The organism is Galbibacter sp. BG1, assembly GCF_013391805.1.
Classification (GTDB): domain Bacteria; phylum Bacteroidota; class Bacteroidia; order Flavobacteriales; family Flavobacteriaceae; genus Galbibacter.
This window is the reverse complement of the sequence record NZ_CP058364.1, coordinates 2,363,269-2,385,111: the sequence shown is the minus strand read 5'-3', so window position 1 is coordinate 2,385,111 and position 21,843 is coordinate 2,363,269. Positions and strand designations below refer to the sequence as shown.

At 37.0% G+C, this 21,843-nt stretch carries 11 protein-coding genes; 9 read left to right on the top strand and 2 right to left on the bottom strand.

Features of this window, described 5'->3' with window-relative positions:
• Positions 1-90 precede the first annotated feature (90 nt).
• Both HX109_RS10475 and HX109_RS10470 read left to right on the top strand, forming a co-directional pair.
• Positions 91-3,117, top strand: a complete 3,027-nt coding sequence (locus tag HX109_RS10475) for a SusC/RagA family TonB-linked outer membrane protein (protein WP_178951744.1) — start codon at positions 91-93, stop codon at positions 3,115-3,117.
• Between the two features lie 9 nt (positions 3,118-3,126).
• Positions 3,127-4,671 (top strand): RagB/SusD family nutrient uptake outer membrane protein, encoded by a 1,545-nt coding sequence (locus tag HX109_RS10470; RefSeq protein WP_178951742.1) that lies wholly within the window; start codon positions 3,127-3,129, stop codon positions 4,669-4,671.
• A gap of 452 nt (positions 4,672-5,123) precedes the next feature.
• On the opposite strand, the gene HX109_RS10465 is transcribed toward HX109_RS10470, so the two are convergent.
• Both HX109_RS10465 and HX109_RS10460 read right to left on the bottom strand, forming a co-directional pair.
• The gene (locus HX109_RS10465) at positions 5,124-8,471 is read right to left on the bottom strand and encodes a VCBS repeat-containing protein (RefSeq protein WP_178951740.1); all 3,348 of its coding nucleotides are present in this window, start codon (positions 8,469-8,471) and stop codon (positions 5,124-5,126) included.
• Positions 8,472-8,514: 43 nt separating this feature from the next.
• On the bottom strand, positions 8,515-9,750 hold the full coding sequence (locus tag HX109_RS10460) for a multiheme c-type cytochrome (RefSeq protein WP_178951738.1): 1,236 nt from the start codon (positions 9,748-9,750) through the stop codon (positions 8,515-8,517).
• Positions 9,751-10,159: 409 nt separating this feature from the next.
• On the opposite strand from HX109_RS10460, the gene nirB reads away from it, so the two are divergent.
• The 7 genes from nirB to HX109_RS10425 all read left to right on the top strand — a co-directional run bounded on the left by nirB (position 10,160) and on the right by HX109_RS10425 (position 21,831).
• A complete protein-coding gene (nirB, locus tag HX109_RS10455) occupies positions 10,160-12,670 on the top strand; it encodes a nitrite reductase large subunit NirB (RefSeq protein WP_178951736.1) in 2,511 nt (836 codons plus the stop codon).
• 104 nt (positions 12,671-12,774) lie between these two features.
• Positions 12,775-13,152 (top strand): nitrite reductase small subunit NirD, encoded by a 378-nt coding sequence (gene nirD, locus HX109_RS10450; protein ID WP_178951735.1) that lies wholly within the window; start codon positions 12,775-12,777, stop codon positions 13,150-13,152.
• Positions 13,153-13,164: 12 nt separating this feature from the next.
• Positions 13,165-13,749, top strand: a complete 585-nt coding sequence (locus HX109_RS10445) for a DUF4202 domain-containing protein (protein ID WP_178951733.1) — start codon at positions 13,165-13,167, stop codon at positions 13,747-13,749.
• A 2-nt stretch (positions 13,750-13,751) separates the two neighbouring features.
• The gene (locus HX109_RS10440) at positions 13,752-15,557 is read left to right on the top strand and encodes a type IV pili methyl-accepting chemotaxis transducer N-terminal domain-containing protein (RefSeq protein ID WP_178951731.1); all 1,806 of its coding nucleotides are present in this window, start codon (positions 13,752-13,754) and stop codon (positions 15,555-15,557) included.
• Between the two features lie 167 nt (positions 15,558-15,724).
• Positions 15,725-16,390 carry a response regulator gene (locus HX109_RS10435; protein WP_178951729.1) on the top strand — a complete coding sequence of 222 codons (666 nt, stop codon included), beginning with the start codon at positions 15,725-15,727 and terminating at the stop codon, positions 16,388-16,390.
• A gap of 335 nt (positions 16,391-16,725) precedes the next feature.
• A complete protein-coding gene (locus tag HX109_RS10430) occupies positions 16,726-18,150 on the top strand; it encodes an MFS transporter (protein ID WP_178951727.1) in 1,425 nt (474 codons plus the stop codon).
• Between the two features lie 159 nt (positions 18,151-18,309).
• Positions 18,310-21,831, top strand: coding sequence for a nitrate reductase (locus HX109_RS10425; protein WP_178951725.1), 3,522 nt, complete (start codon positions 18,310-18,312; stop codon positions 21,829-21,831).
• The last annotated feature ends 12 nt before the right edge of the window (positions 21,832-21,843 follow it).

The window sequence follows — 21,843 nt, the reverse complement described above, 5'->3', positions numbered from 1 at the left end:
TTACATTAACAAAAACAGCTAACTCCAAATAGATGTTCTTTCTATTCATTAAGAAATGGAAGAAATTCTATTTAAAATTTTAAAATTAACATGAAAAAAAACTTCTTATTTAATTATTTATTCATTTTACTTTTCCTTGTTTGTGGGAGCTTCGGCTTTGCACAAACTGTAAGCGGAACAGTAACCGATGCAAGCGGAACCCCATTGCCGGGGACTTCCGTTTTAGTTAAAGGAACTTCCAACGGTACACAAACCGATTTTGATGGTAATTACTCAATAAGCGTAGATGGAAACTCAACATTAGTTTTTAGTTACGTAGGGTTTGAAACCAAGGAAGTTTCAGTAAATAACCAATCAACAGTCAATGTTTCGTTAAACGAAGCGGCTAGTGCGCTAGATGAAGTGGTAGTTATTGGTTACGGATCAAAAAGTAAAGCGTCTGTAACTAGCTCTATTTCTTCAGTATCCAGTGAAGAGCTAGTTGAAACTCCTTCTATTGGAGTTCAGCAAGCGCTCCAAGGGCGTGCTGCTGGTGTACAAGTAACAAATGCTGGTACCCCAGGTTCCAATCCCTTGGTTACCATTAGAGGTTTAGGGACTTTCGGAAACAACTCTCCGCTTTTTGTAGTTGATGGAGTACCTACGGGAGGTCTCAACAACGTACCGGTAGAATCAATTGAATCGGTTGACATTTTAAAAGATGCGGCAAGTGCTGCTATTTATGGTTCTAGAGGTTCGAATGGGGTTGTTTTAATTACCACCAAAGGAGGAAGAGCAGGAAAAGCCAAACTTTCTTTTAGTACTTATTCAGGTTTTGCCACAAACACTAAAACTTTAGATGTGCTAAACGCAGATCAGTACCGAGAGTATGCATTAGAGTACGATTCCAATCCTAACGAGCCAGGAAATCAATTACCTCCAGGACTGCAGTCTGGAAATTATGACCCTAGTGTAGATACTGACTGGCAAGATGAACTTTTTAGAACAGGACTTGTTCAAAATTATGTTTTACAGGTAGCAGGAGGTGCTGAAAACGTTACCTATAATGTAAGAAGTGGTTATTTAAAGCAAGAAGGAACACTAATTAATACAGATTTTGAACGTTATAACCTAGGAGTTAATACTTCTGTAGATGTTACCGACAGATTGACTATTGGTGAAACATTGAACCTAAGTTACTCTCTTAAAAACAACGAACAAGGAGCAGGAGGATCGAGCGTTTTGGTTAATGCTATCCGTTTTGACCCAACCAGACCCGTATTTGACCAAAGCACCAATTTTTATTCGGAATTAACTACTTCATTCAATGGACAAGATGCTGAAAATCCTGTTCGAATTCTTGAAAATTCAACTTCAATCAGTACAGAGACCAGTGTTATAGCGTCCCTATTTGCAAACTACGAGATTATAGACGGGCTAACCTATAGAATAACTTTTGGTTTAGATCATAGCTATAATAACTTTGATGGTTTTACAAAATCTATTCCTACAGGATCCAGAGCAAATGAGAATGCTTTTACTTCTAAAAGTAGAAATAAATATTTAGGAACCGTTTTTACCAACACACTTAACTATGTAAAAACGATTAACGATGTTCATAATGTCGACGTTTTAGTTGGTTACGAATGGAATCAAGGCGATTTTGATGGAGTAAACAGTACAACCGCAAACCCATTAAGTGATTTTGTTGAAAACCTTAATGTAAACGATGTTAGAAACCTTTCTAGCTTTTCAAGTGCTAATAATTTGGAATCCTATTTTGGTAGGGTAAGCTATGATTTCGATAAAAAGTTTCTACTTAGTGCAACCGTTAGACGTGATGGTTCTTCCCGTTTTGGACCAGACAATCGTTGGGCAAACTTCCCTTCGGCTTCTGCAGGTATAAATCTTGGAAGAATATTTATGGAAGACAATGATAAAGTTAGCGACTTGAAACTAAGAGGTAGCTGGGGTATTTCTGGTAACAACAACATTGGTGATTATCTGTATGATTTCGGACTCCAAACAAACTTTAACTATGTAATAAACGATGAGCTTGTAAGTGGAACAAGACCAACAAGATTAGCGAACCCAGGACTTAAATGGGAAGAGCTTGAATCTATAGATATTGGTATCGATATTGGTTTATGGAACAATGCTTTCACTTTTTCAGCAGATTATTTTTCTAATAAAAGTGATGGACTTTTGGTTGGAGTACCTACTCCTGCCTCTTCTGGAGACCAAGCCGGATTTCAAGTACAGAACGTTGGAGGAACTGAAACCACTGGTTTTGAGTTTAACTTAGCTTACAATGACTATGTAGGAGACTTCACTTGGGGTACAAATGTAAATTTTGGAACATTAGACTCTGAAGTTACTTCACTAGGAGAAGTAGAAGCGATATTTAATGGAAATTATTTTCAACAAAATCATAACAGATTGGTAGTTGGAGAGCCATTATTACATTTCTTTGGATATAGAACCGATGGGATTTTTCAAAATCAAGCAGAGGTTGATGCCCACGCCACTCAAAATAACGCGCAACCCGGTAACGTGAGATATGTAGATACTAATAATGATGGTGCCATCACTGGTGATGACAGAGTCATCATAGGTAATCCTACACCTGAAATTACTGCTAACGTTAGTTTTAATTTCAATTATAAAAATTTCGATGCTTCCATATTCTTTAATGGGGTATACGGCAATGAAATATACAATGGTAATCGCTATAATTTAGAACAACAAAGTAGACTTTTCAATATGGGTACTACTGTTTTAGATAGATGGACACCAACTAATCCATCGAATACAGTGCCTAAAGCAACTCCAGGATTTACTGGAAATGAGTTAGTATCGGATCGTTTTATTGAAGACGGGTCTTACACTAGGCTCCGAAGTGCTACTATAGGATATTCTATTCCACAAGACGCCTTAAAACAAATTTCTAATAATGTATTAAGCAAATTAAGAATTTATTTAAGTGGTGAAAACATTTTTACTTGGACAGATTATTCAGGGTACAATCCTGAAATTAGCCCTGGAAGATCTGGTGGTACAGTTACCTCATTAGGTTTAGATAGAGGTAATTATCCTCAACCAAGAACTGTTTTAGCCGGATTACAATTTGAATTTTAAAAATATATTATGAAAACAAGAAAAATTATATTCACTATAACAGTCTTACTCATAGGAGTAATGAGTTGTAAGGAGGAGCAGCTGGATCTTAGCGACCCAAATGTTATAAACCCTAGTAACTTCTTTAATAACGCAGACGAATTACAATCTACCGTAAATGCTGCATACAATTTTATGCAATCACAAGGTATGTATGGTAGAATTGGATTCTTTCTATACGACAATGCATCCCAAGAGAATTTGGGTACAGATGCCCTACAAGGAGGTTTAAAAGAATTTATGGAGCATACTTATGGACCAGCGACCGGAGAAATTTTTACCTTTTGGCAGGCTGCCTATAGAGGAATAGCAAGTTGCAACTTTGTTATTCAATCTGTTGAAGAAGGACTTGTGGATAGCTCTGTTCCTCAAGCTGAAATAAACCAGCAATTGGGTGAGGTTTATTTCTTGAGAGCCCTCTATTATTTTAATCTTACCAATTTATGGGGAGGAGTTCCATTAATTACTGCGCCAGCAATAAACACAGAGGGAACACCCAGAGCATCACAACAAGAAGTATATGCTCAAATTTTATCAGATTTGGAATTTGCTAAAAATAATCTTCCAGAAAAGGGAAATACAGAGAACGGTAGAGCTACAAGAGGAGCTGCTATGGCTTTAAAGGGAAAGGCTCATTTGTTTTTAGAGCAGTGGGCAGAAGCCAAAGCTGAGTTCTCAGCCATTACAGGATATACCATCGTAGGTGTTGATCCACGGGATAACGGAAATGTAGAAGGGGAGTTTAACGAAGAATCGATATTTGAGATTGTTTATAATCAAGCCATTGGTGGAGACCAGTGGGATGCAGGAGGAAGTGGAGTGAGAGAAACCACCTTTAGAGGTATTGAATACGCTCCTACCAATTTTGCCAATATTGTAGTAAGACCTTCTTTCTTTGACGAGTTTGAAGATGATGATCCAAGAATAAAAGCATATTTCTACCAAACTGGAGATCAATATGGGGGAAAACTTTTTAAACCAGAAGATGACCTTCCAAACCCTGGAGTATCGAGATTTGGGGAAGAAGATGAAGATGGGAATGTTCCATTGGAATTTGTTTTAGGTACACCAGTATGGCGTAAATACCAAAACCTAGATAATCAACTTCAAGATGATTTTACTTATAGTGGAATTAATTTTAGAGTAATAAGATATGCCGATGTTCTATTAATGTGGGCTGAGGCAGAAAATGAACTAGGAAACACGGGGCAAGCAGTCCAACTGTTAAACCGAGTAAGAGACCGTGTAGGAATGCCAAATTATGGAACTGCCGAAATGGACAGCAGAGGATATCCAGTAAACAACCAACAACAGGTTTTTGAGGCTATTGTTCACGAAAGAGCAGTTGAATTGGCTGGAGAGCAAACTCGTTTCCTTGATTTAAAAAGATGGGGACTTGCTGCGCAAGAATTAGATGGTTTTACTGCTGGAAAAAATGATTTCTTACCAATACCACAAGGAGAAATAGATGGTAATCCACAATTAACGGAAGAAGACCAAAACCCAGGGTATTAATTAAATTTAAGTTTATTAAGTTAGCTTTTGTATTGAGTTACATTAATTAAGTAAGTATGGCTGGATTCTTCACCAGCCATACTTTTTTTATACCCGTTAGAGACTTGTTTAAAAATTCATACAAATCTTCCTATCTAATCATTCTTGCGGGATTTAGAACATCCTGAAGTGTATCAGGATGCTTTATTTACAATATTAAAGGCCAAAATAAATTATATTTTATGAAAACATGAATCTTTAAACGCTCATACGACAACATAACTTAATTGTTTAATGGTTTCCTATGAAGAGTTTATAAATAGTCTTACCTAGCTTAGGCTAAATTAAATGGAGATTATTTCACCTTTACAATTGTTTTCTCTTGCCGTAATATTGAAATCAATAGTAGATTAGAGATAGCATAATTCTCTTTAGACTTTAGAAGATATAAACATCTACACCTTTTTTTCCTTCTAATTTTGGACTTTAAAGACTTTTAGGAAATCATCGTTTTGGGTAGATAAAATAAATTCTTCACTATTTTTATCTTTAAATTTCACTAAATGATGAGACTGTCCAGGAACATAGAAGCCAGAAACATCACTTTTAATTGGTTTAAATCCATTTTCACTTCCTTCCAAAAATAAACCGTTTAGGGCATCGTATTCGCCATAGAGAGTTTCCGCCGATAAATCGTTACCTACCACAAGAACATCTAAATATCCATCTTTATTGAAATCTCCAACTAAAAAATCATTTATGGGAGCTATTTGGCATTCTTCTGAAAGTTCCATTACCCTAAATGTGCCATTTCCCAAATTCTCCAAGTAACTACTTGCAAATGTTCTTGCCTGCAAAGTTTCTTTTTCTAGGGATTCAATTCCTAATAGATCGACAAAACTTGTATTTGCAAATTGTTCATAACTGAAAAATTTTCGTTTCAAAATAACCAACTGATTCATGATATTATCCCTAGAATGTATTGGTAAAAGTTTACTTTCCCCATCAACTGTATAGTATTGAGCCATTACAGGGTCTAGACTTCCATTATTGTCGAAATCTTTATTGTAAACGAACAAGGGTTTGTTTTCTTTCGGTAAAATAAATCCATTTAGTCCTTGGTTCCCCACTAAAAAGTCAATATCGCCATCTTTATCAAAATCTCCAGAAGCGATACAATTCCACCAACCTTCTGTATCCTTTTTGTTTCCACTTTTATCAATAAAGATAGTTTTCATAGGCTCTAGAACACCTTTATTATTTTTTATCACTTTAACAGGCATCCATTCTCCTACAACTAATAAATCTTTCCATCCATCCCCGTCTACATCTTCCCAAATAGCATCGGTTATCATCCCCATATTTTCAAAGATACCATTGCCTAGCTCTGTAAACTTTTCTGTTTCATTTAAAAACAATGTGCTTTTTGGAATAGCAGGATAAGAACCTGGCACTATTCTAGAACCCACAAACAAATCCATATCACCATCTTGATCGAAATCGCATGGCCTCACTATATTATTACTTTCCCGAAGGTCAGCAATCAAGTTTTCAGCAATAGAAAAATGACCTTCACCATCATTTAAATAAAGACGGTCTTTGTAAAATTTAGAATTTGCTGGGTATTCTGTACTTCCACTGGTTATATACAGATCTAAATCTCCATCTCCATCTGCATCAAAAAAAGAAGCATCGGTATCTTCAAAATCAGCATCAAACTCTTGTTTCGGAATATATTTATTGGAAGAATCCTGAAACCATACAGTTCCTGGAAAACCCTTACTTCCTCCAATAAATATCTCATCTCCTGGCTCCCCATCAACATTTGCCGTTGCCACACAGGGCCCAAGTCTGGAATATTGCCTAACTAACAAATTCTGCACCGCATAATCGTTAAATACGTTTTCCTTGTGTCTATAACTTAAAAGGGAATCTTTAAGTGCAAATAATCTTGTAACCTCATCAATTGTATTTTTAGAATTAGCAATATTAGCTTCGCTAATTTTCAAGGTTATTTCTTGATCCGATTTTTCGTTTAAAAGCTTAGACCGCTTGCCATTTGGCCATTTAACAATTATGGAATCTATGGTGTTTTGTAATACTCCGAAATGCACAATGGGCTCAACAGATGAAAGATATCCTCTAACAACTGACTGAAAATGATACTGTGAAACACCATTTTCCCACAGGATTACCTTAGCTCCTATGGCGTGAGGATTTTTAGCATCTCCCTTAAGATTTATTTGAAGATAATGCTTCGTTGTATCGATTGAAGTTTTATTTTCTAGTAAAAATGCTTTTTCATTAATATTATTAACGACCAAATCTAAATCCCCATCCTTGTCAAAATCGGCATAGGCCACACCATTAGAGTATGAACTACGCTCTGGAATCCAGTCGTTTGAAACATCATTATATGTTTTGTTCCCATCATTTTCATAAATAAAATTAGGTAAATGAATACTGTCGAGGTTCTTTGCATATTCAAGTTTACGCTGCCTTCTTACTTCTTCGGTTCCAAACATATTGTTTGTGCTTGAATAATTTACATAATCCAAATTGGTTACGTCTTTTACATAACCATTGGTAATATAAACATCTCGGTCGCCATCGTTGTCCATATCCATCATTAAAGGTGCCCAGCTCCAGTCTGTACTGAAAATTCCTTTCATAAATCCGACCTCACTGGATTTTAAGGGGAACCCGTCTAAACTTCCATTATTAATTTGAAGGGTGTTATGCACATATTGCGAACTATAATCATTTCTCTGGGCCAACAAATATCTTTCGTAATTCATCATACCCAACATCTTTTTTTGGCGCTCATAATCTTCAGGAAACATATCCACAACCAAAATGTCTGGTAACCCATCGTTGTTCGAATCATTAAAATCAACACCCATAGCGTTATAGGTTTCGTGACCCAAGAACTTTTTACTGGATTCCTCGAAAAATACAGAATCGTTGGTTTTATTTTTCTTCTGAAGATAAAGAAGGTCTTCGGTAATAAAGTCGTTTGCCACATAAATATCAATAAGGTCGTTATTATCAAAATCGTTTATTCCTACTCCTAGACCAAAACCTTTATGTGTGATACCAGCGCTTTCTGAAACATCCATATAAACAGGATGCCCCAATTGTTCGTCAAAATCATTGCGCAATAGAACATCATTCAGATGTTCCGGCAAATACTTTTTTGGTACCGGATTATTTTTATCTAAACCAGAATTGCCATTATGAACAATATAAACGTCTAAATCACCGTCGTAGTCATAGTCAAAAAAAACTGCTTGTTGCGCATAGTTTTCATCATCTAGTCCATATTGATGTGCCTGTTCAAGAAAAACGGGAATTCCATTTTCATTATTCCCTTGATTAACAAACAAAAGGTTTTTACAATCTTGCCTCGTACAATCTGCTCCCCCAACGTTTAAATATATATCGTCCCAGCCATCTGCATTTACATCTACGATGACCACCCCTGTGATCCATTTTTCTGTCTTGAAGTTTGCTTCCTGAGAAACATCACTAAAGTTTAAACTTCCATTATTTAAATAAATTCGGGAAGATACTTGATTACCTATAAATACAATATCTGGTAAATTATCATTGTTAAAATCTCCAATCCCAACACCACCTCCATTATAACAATATTGAAAATCAACAATATTTACTTCTTCATTTTCAATAATAGTGTTTGCAAAATCAATCCCGGAATCCCCAGATTCGACAAATGAAAAAACAGTCCCTTCATCAGTGGACTTTTTACAACTGAAACAACTTAGACCGATAACTAAAAATATAATAAGTTTTAAACGCATTGTTCTGTATGGGTATTCATTAAAAAGTAATAAATAAAAAATTTTAATTTAAAGACCTTAAACTATCTTTTTCGCTATTGTAAATGGCGATAAGATGAGTTCTAATCTGCACTGGAATTTTAGCACCATCTTTCCCGGCTTGGATCAGCATGGATTTAGAATTTTGCATTGGCATATGGCATTCAACGCAATTGCCCGTTTTATTGTTTTCAATATGAGCACATAAGGTTTTTGTTTGAGAATGACATGAAATACATTTATTATTAAAATAAGTAAAATTTCCTCTCTGGCTACGATGTGGGTCATGGCATGAACTACAATTCATTTGTTCAGTTTTCTCAAAACATTTACTCGACTTTAATAAAGCCAACTGATTTCCATGAACATCGGCTTCTTTAGGGGTTGCAGTTATAGGATCTTCTAAATAAGATTCCTCTAGATTTTCTCCAACAACGTATGAAAATATTTCTTTCTTTGGACTAAGTTTACCGGCATGGCAAAGGGCGCAAAGATCTAATTTTTGATTATTGGAAAGCGTATCAATCTTTACAATAAACTTAGCTTCGTTACTTGAAGTCTCATTTTTATGGTATGATACATGTTTAGCAGCAGGCCCATGACACCTTTGACAATCTACACCATAAAGAATTTGCTGTTTATTATAGGTGTTTCCAAAACCATAAATAGAAGTGGTTTTCGCATAGGTAACATGACACTCCAAACACCTCCCGTTAACAGGTCTTAGATGAGATGGAGATTTATATTCTATTCCTGGACTAAGAGTCCAAGAATTCGTAGGTGTAAAATAAGAAATTGGTAATTGATACAATTCATCGGCTTTCCAAGTTAAATAAGATTGGCCTCTAGTACCAGAGCCAATAACCATATCTATACTTTTTCTGTCTATTATTTTATCATCTTCACTTAACATCGTCTCTTGATAAAACTGATTGCCGTTATATCTAAGCTTTAATTTTAATCTTTCGTTTACAAGTTGCTCATTTTCGCCTTTTCTAAAACTGCCCTTTACCAACTCTTTCTCTGGTTTTGCAGAAGTATAATTATGGGGAGTCTCTATAAAGGAATTGTAAATATCCTTATGACACTCCATACAACTCTCACTATTTGCAAACTTTAAACCCTTTCCACTGACTATTTCGGGTTCAATATCTGTATATCCAGAAACATAATCGGGTCGAAATTTCAAGAAAGTGATCAAAAAAATCACTAAAACAGAAGCAATCCAATAAAAATAGTTTTTTCGAGGGTTTTTTCCCATATTTTGTTTTATACTCCAAATCAAAGCTTTTGGAGACAATTGATACTACGACAAATATAAATTACTTACCGACACTAAAGTATTACAATGGCCAATAAATTATTAATGGAAATTTATCAATTATTACTCACATTCATAAAATAATGTAAGAATATTTCAAAAAATCATAATAAAGCTTGTTTAAAATCATTTTTTCATTTCACTGAAACCCTTAAGTCCATCTAGTTCATTTGAATTTAAATTTACATACGGATTTTTTTAATATTAAAGAACAAAATTATAAATATCCAATTTTTCGCTACCGCAAAATTGCAATTCATTAAAAATAGCGCAAAGATTATAAATTAAGAATTTATACGTATTTAAAATTAAGTATTTTTACTTATATTTGAATTTAAATTACGTAGTCATGAAAAAAATTATAGTTATTGGTAACGGAATGGTGGGTTATAAGTTTTGTGAAAAACTCATTAACAAACCCAACAGAAATGATTATGAAATAGTGATTTTTGGAGAAGAACCCAGGCCAGCTTACGACCGGGTTCACCTTAGCGAATACTTTGGAGAAAAGTCGGCAACCGATCTTTTAATGGCTCCTTTATCTTGGTATGAAGAAAACGACATTAAGCTTCACACCTCTTCCTTAATTTCCAAAATAGACACTCAGAAAAAAGAAATAACTACGTATAGGAATGAAAAATACACCTACAACTACTTAGTAATCGCAACAGGTTCCTCCCCTTTCATTCCTCCCATAAAAGGATCTGATAAATCTGGGGTCTTTGTTTACAGAACCCTCGAAGATCTGGACGCTATGAAAAGCTATGCCTCCAAACTAAAGATAGAAGGCAAAAACAAAGCTGCTATTCTGGGCGGTGGTCTTTTAGGATTGGAAGCCGCCAATGCAGCCAAGGAGCTAGGCTTAGAAACCCATGTAATCGAGTTTGCACCTCGCCTTATGCCGAGACAACTAGATTTACCAGCCAGCAACCTTTTAAAAAGCAAAATTGAAAAAATGGATATTAAAGTCCATTTGGAAAAAGCAACTTCAGAAATTATTGGAGACACCGCCATAGAGGCCATGCAGTTTAACGACGAAACTTCTTTACCTATAGATATGCTTATAATTTCGGCCGGTATTCGCCCTAGGGACGAGTTGGCCAAGCAAGCTGGTATTAAAGTTGGTGAACGTGGTGGTATTTGGGTGAACAACCATATGCAAACTTCCGCAGAAAATGTGTATGCCATCGGTGAAGTCGCCCTGTACAACAATAGAATATACGGTTTGGTAGCTCCCGGCTACGATATGGCAAATGTTGCCGCAGAACAAATTACCGGGGGCAATACCACCATGCCTTCCAGTATAGATATGTCTACCCAATTAAAGTTAATTGGCACAGAGGTAGCCAGTTTTGGAGATCCGTTTATAGAAAACGATGACGTTTCTGTAATCTCTTTTGAAAATAAACACAAAGGAATCTACAAAAGAATAAACGTGACAAAAGACGGTAAAAAGCTTTTGGGCGGAATCTTAGTTGGAGACGCTTCCGATTACAACACACTCTTCCAGTTATACATCAACGAAATGAAACTTCCCGAAAACCCGGAAGATCTAATTTTAGGAGCGCGCGGTGGCGAAAGCTCTTCTGCAGGTAGTGTTATGGATTTTCCGGATACAGCACAAATTTGTTCTTGCGAGAGTGTTACCAAAGGAAGTATCTGCGGAATGATCAAAGACGAAACCTGTACTTCCCTTTCAGATGTTGTAAAGAACACCAAAGCAACTACTGGCTGTGGTGGCTGCAAACCGATGGTTGTGGATTTGGTAAATGAAACTTTAAAATCCCTCGGAAAAGAAGTCAAAGAAACCGTTTGCGAACACTTTAGCTATAACCGCCAGGAACTTTACGATCTTATTAAAATAAATAAAGTACAAAATTATGACGAAGCCCTAAACCTTTTTGGGAAAGGGGATGGTTGCGAAATTTGTAAGCCTCTTCTCGCTTCGCTATTTGCGAGTATCTATATGGAAACTGCCAATAGACAGGTAACCATTCAAGATTCTAACGACCGTTTCTTGGCAAACATTCAGCGTAATGGCACCTATTCCATTGTTCCCAGGGTACCTGGTGGAGAGATTTCCCCAGAAAAATTAATGGTTTTAGGCCATGTAGCTAAAAAATATGATTTGTACACCAAAATTACGGGTGGCCAGCGAATTGATTTATTTGGAGCAGAGCTACATCAATTACCACTTATATGGAAAGAACTAATCGATGTCGGTTTTGAAAGTGGACACGCCTACGGAAAATCTTTGCGTACTGTTAAAAGCTGTGTAGGCTCCACTTGGTGCCGTTACGGTATGCACGAAAGTGTTTCTTTTGCCATAGAAATTGAAAACCGATATAGAGGCCTAAGGTCTCCCCATAAATTAAAAGGCGGTGTTTCTGGTTGTATTCGTGAATGTGCGGAAGCCAGAGGAAAAGATTTCGGACTCATAGCCGTAGAAGGCGGCTGGAATCTATATGTATGTGGTAATGGAGGTGCAACGCCAAAACATGCTATCTTATTGGCGGAACAGCTGGATGATGAAACGTGTATCAAATATCTCGATCGGTTCCTTATGTTTTATATCCGAACGGCTGCACCTCTAACCCGTACTGCACCTTGGTTAGAAAAGTTAGATGGCGGTATTGAGTATCTTAAAAAAGTGGTCATCGAAGATTCTTTGGGAATAGCCGAAGATCTCGAAAAAGAAATGCAGGGACTCGTAGACAAGTATGAATGCGAATGGAAACAAGCCATCGAAGACCCTGAAATGATGAAACGCTTCAAACATTTTGTCAATACAGATGATAGTGACGAAAACATAGAATATGTTGCTTTAAGGGATCAAAAAATGCCTAAAGCTTGGATTTAAACAATTACAGTGTTTAGTGTATCGGTTGGCAGTCTAATCCTTTACTTGTCAGTTGTAGAAAAGCTGCCAACTGAAAGCTATTTAACAAATAATATACTTAGAATATGGAAGAGTTATTGCAACAATACCAATCGGTAACCCAAAATACAGCTTTAACCTGGTTTGATGCCGGGCATATAAACGATTTTCCAGAAAATGGAGGGGCCTGCGTAAAATATAAATCCAAACAAATTGCAGTTTATAACTTTACCCGAAAATCTGCTTGGTATGCATGTCAAAACTTATGTCCGCACAAAATGGAAATGGTGCTTTCCCGAGGAATGATTGGAGATTTAAGTGGTATCCCAAAAGTGGCATGCCCACTTCATAAAAAAACATTTTCCCTGGAAAGTGGGGAAAACTTGAACGGTGAAGAATACAAAATTGCCACCTACCCAGTTAAAATTGAAAATGAAAATGTGTATATTGGCTTCACCGATTAATAAACAGATTTTATGAGTAAGCCTAATTTCAATCAAGCCATTGAAAAAATAGATCGTGTAAACGCCCAAGATCCAAATACCGAAAATTACCAAGGAAAAGAACACCCAAAAGAACTTTTATATTCCCAAAGAATGACAGAGACTTTGCTGTCTTTCGAGCCACAAGCTAGTAAAGAATTACAAATTGCAGCCCGGGCACAACATATAGCCCGTTGGAAAATAGACCGAAACACCTACCCAATGGATCGTGTGGGATATTTAAAATGGAGGGAAGAATTAAAAAAAATGCATGCACAACTTACTTCGGAAATATTACAAGATGTGGGTTATGATGATGATTTTATAGACAGGGTTTCTTTTTTGATAAGAAAAAAAATGCTGAAGAAAGATGATGAAACCCAAACTTTGGAAGATGTTATATGTTTGGTATTTTTACAATATTACTTTGAAGATTTCGCCGCCAAACATCCTGATGAAAAAATAGTTGACATACTTCAAAAGACTTGGGGAAAAATGTCAGAAAAAGGACATAAAGCAGCTTTAAAACTTCCATTAGACCCCAAAAGTCTGAGCCTTATAAAACAAGCGTTAGCATAAATATGAGCACCAAGGCCACATCGTTGGACCAAAATACATTTAACAGACTAAGAAAATTATACATTATTGCTCTTAGTGCTATTGCTTTGTCTGTTGTGGTGAGTCAAGTTTTAGTTCGAAAACATATTAACGATCAACAGGACGACGCTAAAATTATAAATATTGCAGGTAGGCAGCGTATGTTGAGCCAGCAACTAACCAAACAGGTTTTATTACTTAACAATAATAATCCCCCAACTGCCCAAAAAGAACTCCGGAATAATATTGACCAAACTTTAAAAATCTGGACTACCTCCCATAAGGCTTTGCAAAAAGGAAATGACAGCCTTCAGCTGAACAATGAAAATTCTGAGGCGATAAAAAAGATGTTCGTAGAAATACAACCTTTTTTCAATGAAATTAAAGCATCCGCCCTACGCATCCTAGAAAAAACAGCTGTAAAAGATTCGGCAGACAATATTCAGGCAGATATCGATAAAATTTTGACTAATGAGCCAAAGTTTTTGTTGTTGATGGATGGCATTGTTAATCAGTATGACAAGGAAGCTACGCTTAAAGTTAAAAAACTGGAACGGCTTGAAATTATTTTATTGATTATAACTTTAGCTATTCTTTTAGCTGAATTTCTATTTATCTTTTGGCCAGCTGCAAAACGTACCAAACAGACTATAAAAAATTTATTGGTTTCTGAAAAAAATGCCAAGGAAATGGCTTTCAATGCCGATCTATTGAGTCAAGAAAAAGAAAGATCTGTCAACCAATTAAAGGCACTGAGCTTGGTAATGGAACAAACACTATTGTTTGCCAGAATTACAAGAGAAGGGTATTTGGTACATCTTGGCAGTAAATTTTCAAGCAAAGTAAATTATAGGAGTTTTAGTACGACTACAAAGTTTTCCGAAGTAATTTCAACAAACGAAAAAGAACAGGAGCACATAGAAAACATCATTGCCAACCACCAAAACACTGGATGGCAAGGCGAATTAAAAGGAACGCTCGGGAACGACGAGGCCATATGGCTGGAAACTTCTATAATCCCGTATCATCCTGGAGATCAAAAAGAAGAATTATTGCTTATTTGTTTCGATATAACCGAACGTAAACAAGCCCAACTCCAAATAGAAAAGCTTACGAAAGAACATTTCGAAGCGAAAATAGATCAACAAAAAACATTATCGGCAAAAATCATAGAAAATCAAGAGCAAGAACAGAACCGTATTGCCAAGGATATCCATGATGGTATAGGCCAAATGCTTACCGGGTTAAAATTTAATATTGAAAGTATAAATCCAGAAAATATTGAAAAAACCAAAGAAAAAATAACACACTTAAAAGAGTTAACAGCCAATATTATTAAAGGAGTTCGCACCGCTACCTTTAATTTAACACCTCCAGAATTAACCGACCATGGGATTGTTCCCGCCCTCACGAAATTGAGTCAGGAACTAGCAAAATTCACAGGAAAAAATATTGTTTTGTTCAATAAAACCGGATTTAATGATCGTTTGGACTCTGTTACCGAGATAAATATTTACCGTATTACCCAAGAAGCCGTTAACAACGCCATAAAATATGCCGAGTCGTCCCATATTTTGATAACGGTATCCCACAGCAAAGACCTTTTAAGTATAAGTATAGACGATAACGGCAAGGGGTTCAACATCAAAAAAATAAAACCTAGAAAAAATGGCGAAGGCGGCATGGGACTAACGTTTATGCAAGAACGCATCAAATATATAAACGGCCGCTTGTTTATGAGCTCTACTCCTGGAGAGGGCACCAAAGTTACTATAAACGTACCAATCTAATCTACCTCCAAAACTGCATTAAAGGCTTAAACATTGCCTTTATTCAATGATCAAGCCCATCATCTTAATTCCATTTTAGACAGATACTTCCAACAAATAAGTATTTTTCCGTACTTTAGTACTTAGTTTGAAGTTTTCAGCTTCACTTTACAAACTTATAACAACCGATGAATACCATAAATATAATTTTGGCAGACGACCATGTGCTTGTAAGAGACGGAATTAAATCCCTTTTGGAAGATGATAAATCGATTCGTGTTATAGATGAAGCTAGCAATGGCAAAGAAACTTTAGAAGTTATTGCGACCAGAAAACCAGATCTTTTGGTGGTAGACATAAGGATGCCAGAAATGAATGGTATCGAAGTGGTAAAACAACTAAAAAATAGATGGCCCGAAATTAAAGCCTTGGTATTATCTATGCACGATTCGGAAGAATACGTGGTACAATCGATTCAGGCCGGAGCAGATGGATATCTTTTAAAAGGCTCCAGTAAAGAAGAGTTTTTAAAAGCACTGCATACCGTTGCCGATGGTGGTAAATATTTTACAGGTGACGTTTCTTCCATCATTATTAACAACTTCGTAGATGGAAAGCCTAAAAAAGAAACTACTTCCAGTTCTTCTTCTTTAAAAGATGACTTCAATCTCACAAAAAGGGAATCGCAAATACTAACACATGTTTTAAAAGGGCTTAGCAACAAAGAAATTGCAGAAGAGCTGAAAATTAGTAAACGCACTGCGGAAGTTCACCGATTTAATTTAATGAAAAAGTTAGATGTTAAAAATCAAATTGAATTGGCCAATAAAGCACGTAATTACGGTCTGGTATAAATCTACATTTTTAAACACAGGAATTAATGTGTTAAATACTTAGTTTTTAAGTAAGTGCGATTTTCATTCCTCAGTTACAGCCTTAAAACCTTTCTTCATTTTCATAATTTTTCGATTATTCTGATGATATTTTTGGGATACTTCATTTTAATGTCCTCATAATCAATATTTGATAAAAATTTAAAAATACTTATTTATAGTTTTAATTATTAAGTATTAATACTTAATTTTAAGTTCGGAAATTTAAGTATTATAATGCGTATTTACATGGGTATTATAATAATTGCTACCCGCCGAATGCTCGGTTACCCAACTAAAACTATAAATTTTTAAAAATGAAGACAACAGCAACAACTAAAGCAACCAAACTAAACCTCACCGATTTTAAAAGTGTTCCTATGAGAACCTTTTGGATTTCCTCCCTTGCCTTTTTCCTCTGTTTTTTCTCCTGGTTCGGGATTGTCCCCTTCATGCCAGACGTGGTTAAAGAATTGGGATTAACACCAGACCAAAAATGGAATTCGGTTATCCTAGCTGTTACCGGAACTGTTTTTGCTAGATTATTAATTGGAAAATTATGTGATAAATATGGCCCACGCCTATGCTATACCTGGCTACTGCTCTTGGGCGCTATTCCTGTTATTTTAAGTGGTTTGGCACAAACGCCATTTCAGTTTTTAATATGTAGATTCCTTATTGGTTTTATAGGGGCATCTTTTGTAATTACCCAAGTGCATACTTCCCTCATGTTCGCTTCCAATATTGTTGGAACCGCCAACGCTACTTCTGCAGGTTGGGGAAATTTGGGCGGAGGTGCAAATCGATTGGGAATGCCGTTAATTGCCGCTGCCGTAATTAGTTTTGGTGTGGCAGAATCCGAAGCCTGGCGCTATGCCATGGTTATTGCCGGAACTTCTTGTTTTTTAATGGGACTCGTATACTACTTCTTTACGCAAGACACTCCTGAAGGAAATATAAAAGAACTCAAGGAAAAAGGTAAAAAAGTACCTAACACAAAAAAAGATGAAGTTGGATTCTTAGAAGCTATTAAAGACTACCGAGTGTGGATTCTATTTATAGTGTATGCTGCTTGTTTTGGGATAGAACTCACTGTTTATGGAACCATGGACGATTACCTTCAAAACACATTTCAACTCGATAGGCTCACCGCAGGAAATATCGTATTATCCTTTGCGCTAATGAACATATTTGCTAGAACACTTGGAGGCTTCTTTGGAGATCGCTTCGGAAAATTAAAAGGGTTACGCGGGCGTGTACTTTTCCTTGTGGCCATTTTAACAGTGGAAGGTATTATGCTTACCGTTTTTTCAACAATGACCAGCCTAATTGCCGGTATAATATTCTTAGTAGCCTTTAGTTTATCTACCCAAATGGCAGAAGGTGCCACTTTTTCCGTAGTCCCTTTTATAAATAAAAAAGCGATTGGCTCGATCTCTGGAATTGTAGGTGCAGGAGGTAATGTGGGAGCATTTTTGGCGGCATTGCTCTTAAAATCCAAATCTGCCGTAGCTGAAAAAGCAGCCATTGCAGAAAATCAAGGATTGGGAGAAGCGGTTATTAAGGCAGCACAGTCGGAAGCTGCTGCAAATGCTGTATCCAGCGGATATTTAATGATTGGGATGCTAGTTGTTGTTACTGGAATATGTGCTTTGGCCATTCGATTCTCTACACAAGACGAAAAGATTGCTCAAGAAGAAATGAGACAGACCACAGGGAAATTGGTTGCCGCAAATGGATAACAATTTTGAATTAAAATTGCGAATGTATAAATCACATTGGCCTAAAAATTAGACATCCTTAATAATTGGAGCTCCCTGTTTTAATTGACTGAAAAAATGTGCAATTTACAAGGAGCTCTGTTTACAATTTAAAATTCAAGAGCAAAAAAAGAAGATTCCATGTTGAAAGAAGAAGTAAAAACAACCTGTTCATATTGCGGTGTCGGCTGCGGAATTGTAGTTAAAAAAGACGCGCAAAATAAAGTTACGGTGGAAGGCGATAAAGACCATCCCGTAAACAAAGGGATGCTTTGCTCAAAAGGGATGAACTTACATTATGTAGCCAACGATACTTCTGACAGAATTTTGTACCCTGAAATGCGGTGGAGCAAATCACATCCAAAAGAGCGTGTATCTTGGGATACGGCCATGGAAAGGGCAGCTTCCGTTTTCAAATCCATTATTAAAAAACACGGCCCAGACAGTGTAGGTTTTTATGTCTCAGGGCAGTGTTTAACCGAGGAATACTATATTGCCAATAAACTTGTTAAAGGTTTTATTGGCACCAACAACATCGATACCAACTCACGCCTATGCATGAGCTCGGCTGTAGTGGGCTACAAAAAAACATTTGGGGAAGATTCTGTTCCTATTGCCTACGACGATATTGAATTAGCAGATTGCTTCTTAATTGCAGGCGCCAATCCTGCTTTTTGCCATCCTATTCTCTTCCGAAGGATAGAAAAACACAAGGAAGCGAATCCGAATGTAAAAATAATTGTCGTAGATCCAAGAAAAACCGATTCTGCCAAGTTTGCCGATTTACACCTGCAAATTATCCCTGGAACCGATATTACGCTCTACAATGCCATTGGAAGACGCTTGTTGGAGCGGGGTTTAATAGATTATAATTTTATAAAAAACCATTCTGAAAACTTTCAGAAATACAAAGAACAAATTTTGGGCACTTCCCTAAAAAAAGCAGCTAAAATTTGTGGGATTTCAGAAAATGAAATCAAAAAAGCGGCTGATATGATTGGGCTTGCTGAAGGCTTTATAAGTATGTGGGCCATGGGGCTTAATCAAAGTGTGGTAGGTACCGATAAAAATTTCTCACTCTTAAATTTATCGCTAATAACTGGGCAAATTGGCAAACCCGGTTCGGGCCCTTTTTCATTAACTGGCCAACCAAATGCCATGGGCGGTCGTGAAGTTGGCGGAATGGCCAATTTATTAGCTGTACATAAAAACTTACTAAACGAAGAACACCGAAAAGAAGTAGCACAATTTTGGGGCGTAAACGGGATCTCCGGAAAGCCGGGATATACCGCCACAGAAATGTTCGATGCCCTTGAAAAAGGAAAATTAAAAGCCGTGTGGATTGTTTGTACCAATCCTTTGGTAAGTATGCCCAACGCAAGAAGGGTTGAAAAGGCCTTAAAAAATGCCAAATTTGTGGTGGTACAAGATATCTCCCACAAGTCTGATACCACAAAACTTGCCGACTTATTACTGCCTGCCGCTGCCTGGTTGGAAAAAGAAGGAACCATGACCAACTCCGAAAGGCGAATCTCGTATTTACCCAAAGCGATAAACGCCCCAGGCGAGGCACGCCCAGATGTAGAGATTTTATGCGATTTTGCCAACAAAATGGGGTACAGAGGTTTTAATTACAATGCTACGGAAGAAATATACCAAGAATACTGTGCTATGACGAAAGGCACCAACATCGATATTTCCTTTTTAAACTACGACCGACTTAAAACCAAAGGCACTATACAATGGCCGGTCCCAGCATACAGACACGCCGGTACCAAACGCCTATTTGAAGATAAAAAGTTCTACACCCCTTCCCAGAAAGCTATTTTCAATGTTCCTTACAGCACCGAAAATGCTTCCATTCAGCCCGATAGCACCTATCCACTTATCCTTACAACAGGAAGGGTACGCGATCAATGGCATACCATGACCAAAACGGGAAAAGTTTCCCGCTTGCACACCCACTACCCTACTCCTCTATTGGAAATCAATCCAGTGGATGCTTATTTATACTATCTAAAAAATGGAGATATCGCAGAAATAAAGAGTAGAAATGGAACGGTAAGACTCCGTTGCAACGTCACGGATGCGGTTCGCGAAGGAGTCGTTTTTATTCCTATGCATTGGGGGAAAATTTTAAAAAGCGACCTCAACCGTGCCAATAACCTTACCAATACTATTGTAGATCCGCAATCGAAAGAACCCGATTTTAAGTTTACGGCTGTATCGGTTTCAAAATATAAAAAAGGAAAAGAGAAAATTATGATCGTAGGGGCTGGAGCAGCGGCATTCCGATTTGTACAAAACTACCGGGAACACAATGCTTCCGATGAAATCCATGTGTTTTCACAAGAAGAACACCCCTTTTACAATAGGGTACTCCTTCCAGAATACGTTACGGAAGAGCTTTCCTGGCAAGAACTTCAAAAAATAAAGTCACTTGAACTGGAGAAACTCAGAATTGAACTTCACGGAGCCACTTCGGTAAAAAAAATTGATAAAAAAGCTAAAACCATAGAAGACAGCTCTGGCAAATTACATAATTACGACAAACTTATTCTAGCCACCGGCAGCCGGGCTTTCGTACCAAAAGATGTTCAACTAGATCTGCCCGGTAGATTTACGCTACGAAATAAAACAGATGCTGATGCTTTTAAAAAGCACTTAGAAAATACACAGCTTCCGGTAGAAGAACAACACGTGGTTATTGTGGGTGGCGGACTTTTAGGTTTGGAATTGGCTGCAGCACTCAAACACCAAGGAGTGAGAATTACCATTGTACAGCGATCTTCACGCTTAATGGAACGCCAATTGGACAAAATTTCCAGCAAGCTTTTGGCTTTAGATGTTCAAGAAAGAGGAGTGCAAATTTATTTTGATAATGAAGTAAGCACCGTTTTCGATGATGAAGAGCAAAACGATCTTTCCATAACCCTAAAAAGCGGAAAAACTTTTAATGCCCATGCCATTGTTTACGCTATTGGTACCAGACCAAATATGGAAATAGCAAAACAAGCCGGGATAGAATGTGGAAAAGGCATCAAAGTAAATCAACATTTACAAACGTCTGATGCTTCTGTATTTGCTATTGGGGAAATTGCACAGTTCAACAATCAGCTTTTCGGAATCACTTCCGCAGCAGAAGAACAAGCAAATGTACTCGCTAATTTTATGGCTGGAGATGTTAGCAGTAATTATAAGGGATCGGTTCTTATGAACATCTTAAAATTCAACGACCTGAATTTATGTAGCATAGGAGATATTAATGTTCCCGATAACGATGCAAGTTTTGAAGAAATTATTTTTACTGATGTTAGCAAACGATATTATAAAAAATGCATCGTAAAAGACGATCTTCTCATTGGAGCGATCTTAATGGGCGATAAAAATGAATTCGCGGAGTTCAAAGAAATGATAGAGGGCAAAATAGAGCTTTCTGATAAAAGAAATACGCTGCTACGGGGAAGCACTCAAGCCAAACCTGTAATTGGTAAGCTGGTTTGTTCCTGCAGTCAAGTGGGTGCCGGAAACATAGAGGAAGCTATTAGCCAGGGCTGTGGTGACTTTACACAGCTCTGCAAACAAACTGGGGCCGGATTAGGTTGTGGTAGCTGTAAAACAGAAGTTCGGGAAATTTTAAACAACAGTAGTGTTCCTGCCTAAAAATGAATTGAT

Coding starts and splice junctions, on each gene's coding strand:
- nirD (WP_178951735.1), top strand. CDS start 12,775: ATGGAAGAGTTATTGCAACAATACCAATCGGTAACCCAAAATACAGCT.
- HX109_RS10460 (WP_178951738.1), bottom strand. CDS start 9,750: ATGGGAAAAAACCCTCGAAAAAACTATTTTTATTGGATTGCTTCTGTT.
- HX109_RS10465 (WP_178951740.1), bottom strand. CDS start 8,471: ATGCGTTTAAAACTTATTATATTTTTAGTTATCGGTCTAAGTTGTTTC.
- HX109_RS10440 (WP_178951731.1), top strand. CDS start 13,752: ATGAGCACCAAGGCCACATCGTTGGACCAAAATACATTTAACAGACTA.
- HX109_RS10435 (WP_178951729.1), top strand. CDS start 15,725: ATGAATACCATAAATATAATTTTGGCAGACGACCATGTGCTTGTAAGA.
- HX109_RS10445 (WP_178951733.1), top strand. CDS start 13,165: ATGAGTAAGCCTAATTTCAATCAAGCCATTGAAAAAATAGATCGTGTA.
- HX109_RS10470 (WP_178951742.1), top strand. CDS start 3,127: ATGAAAACAAGAAAAATTATATTCACTATAACAGTCTTACTCATAGGA.
- HX109_RS10430 (WP_178951727.1), top strand. CDS start 16,726: ATGAAGACAACAGCAACAACTAAAGCAACCAAACTAAACCTCACCGAT.
- HX109_RS10425 (WP_178951725.1), top strand. CDS start 18,310: ATGTTGAAAGAAGAAGTAAAAACAACCTGTTCATATTGCGGTGTCGGC.
- nirB (WP_178951736.1), top strand. CDS start 10,160: ATGAAAAAAATTATAGTTATTGGTAACGGAATGGTGGGTTATAAGTTT.
- HX109_RS10475 (WP_178951744.1), top strand. CDS start 91: ATGAAAAAAAACTTCTTATTTAATTATTTATTCATTTTACTTTTCCTT.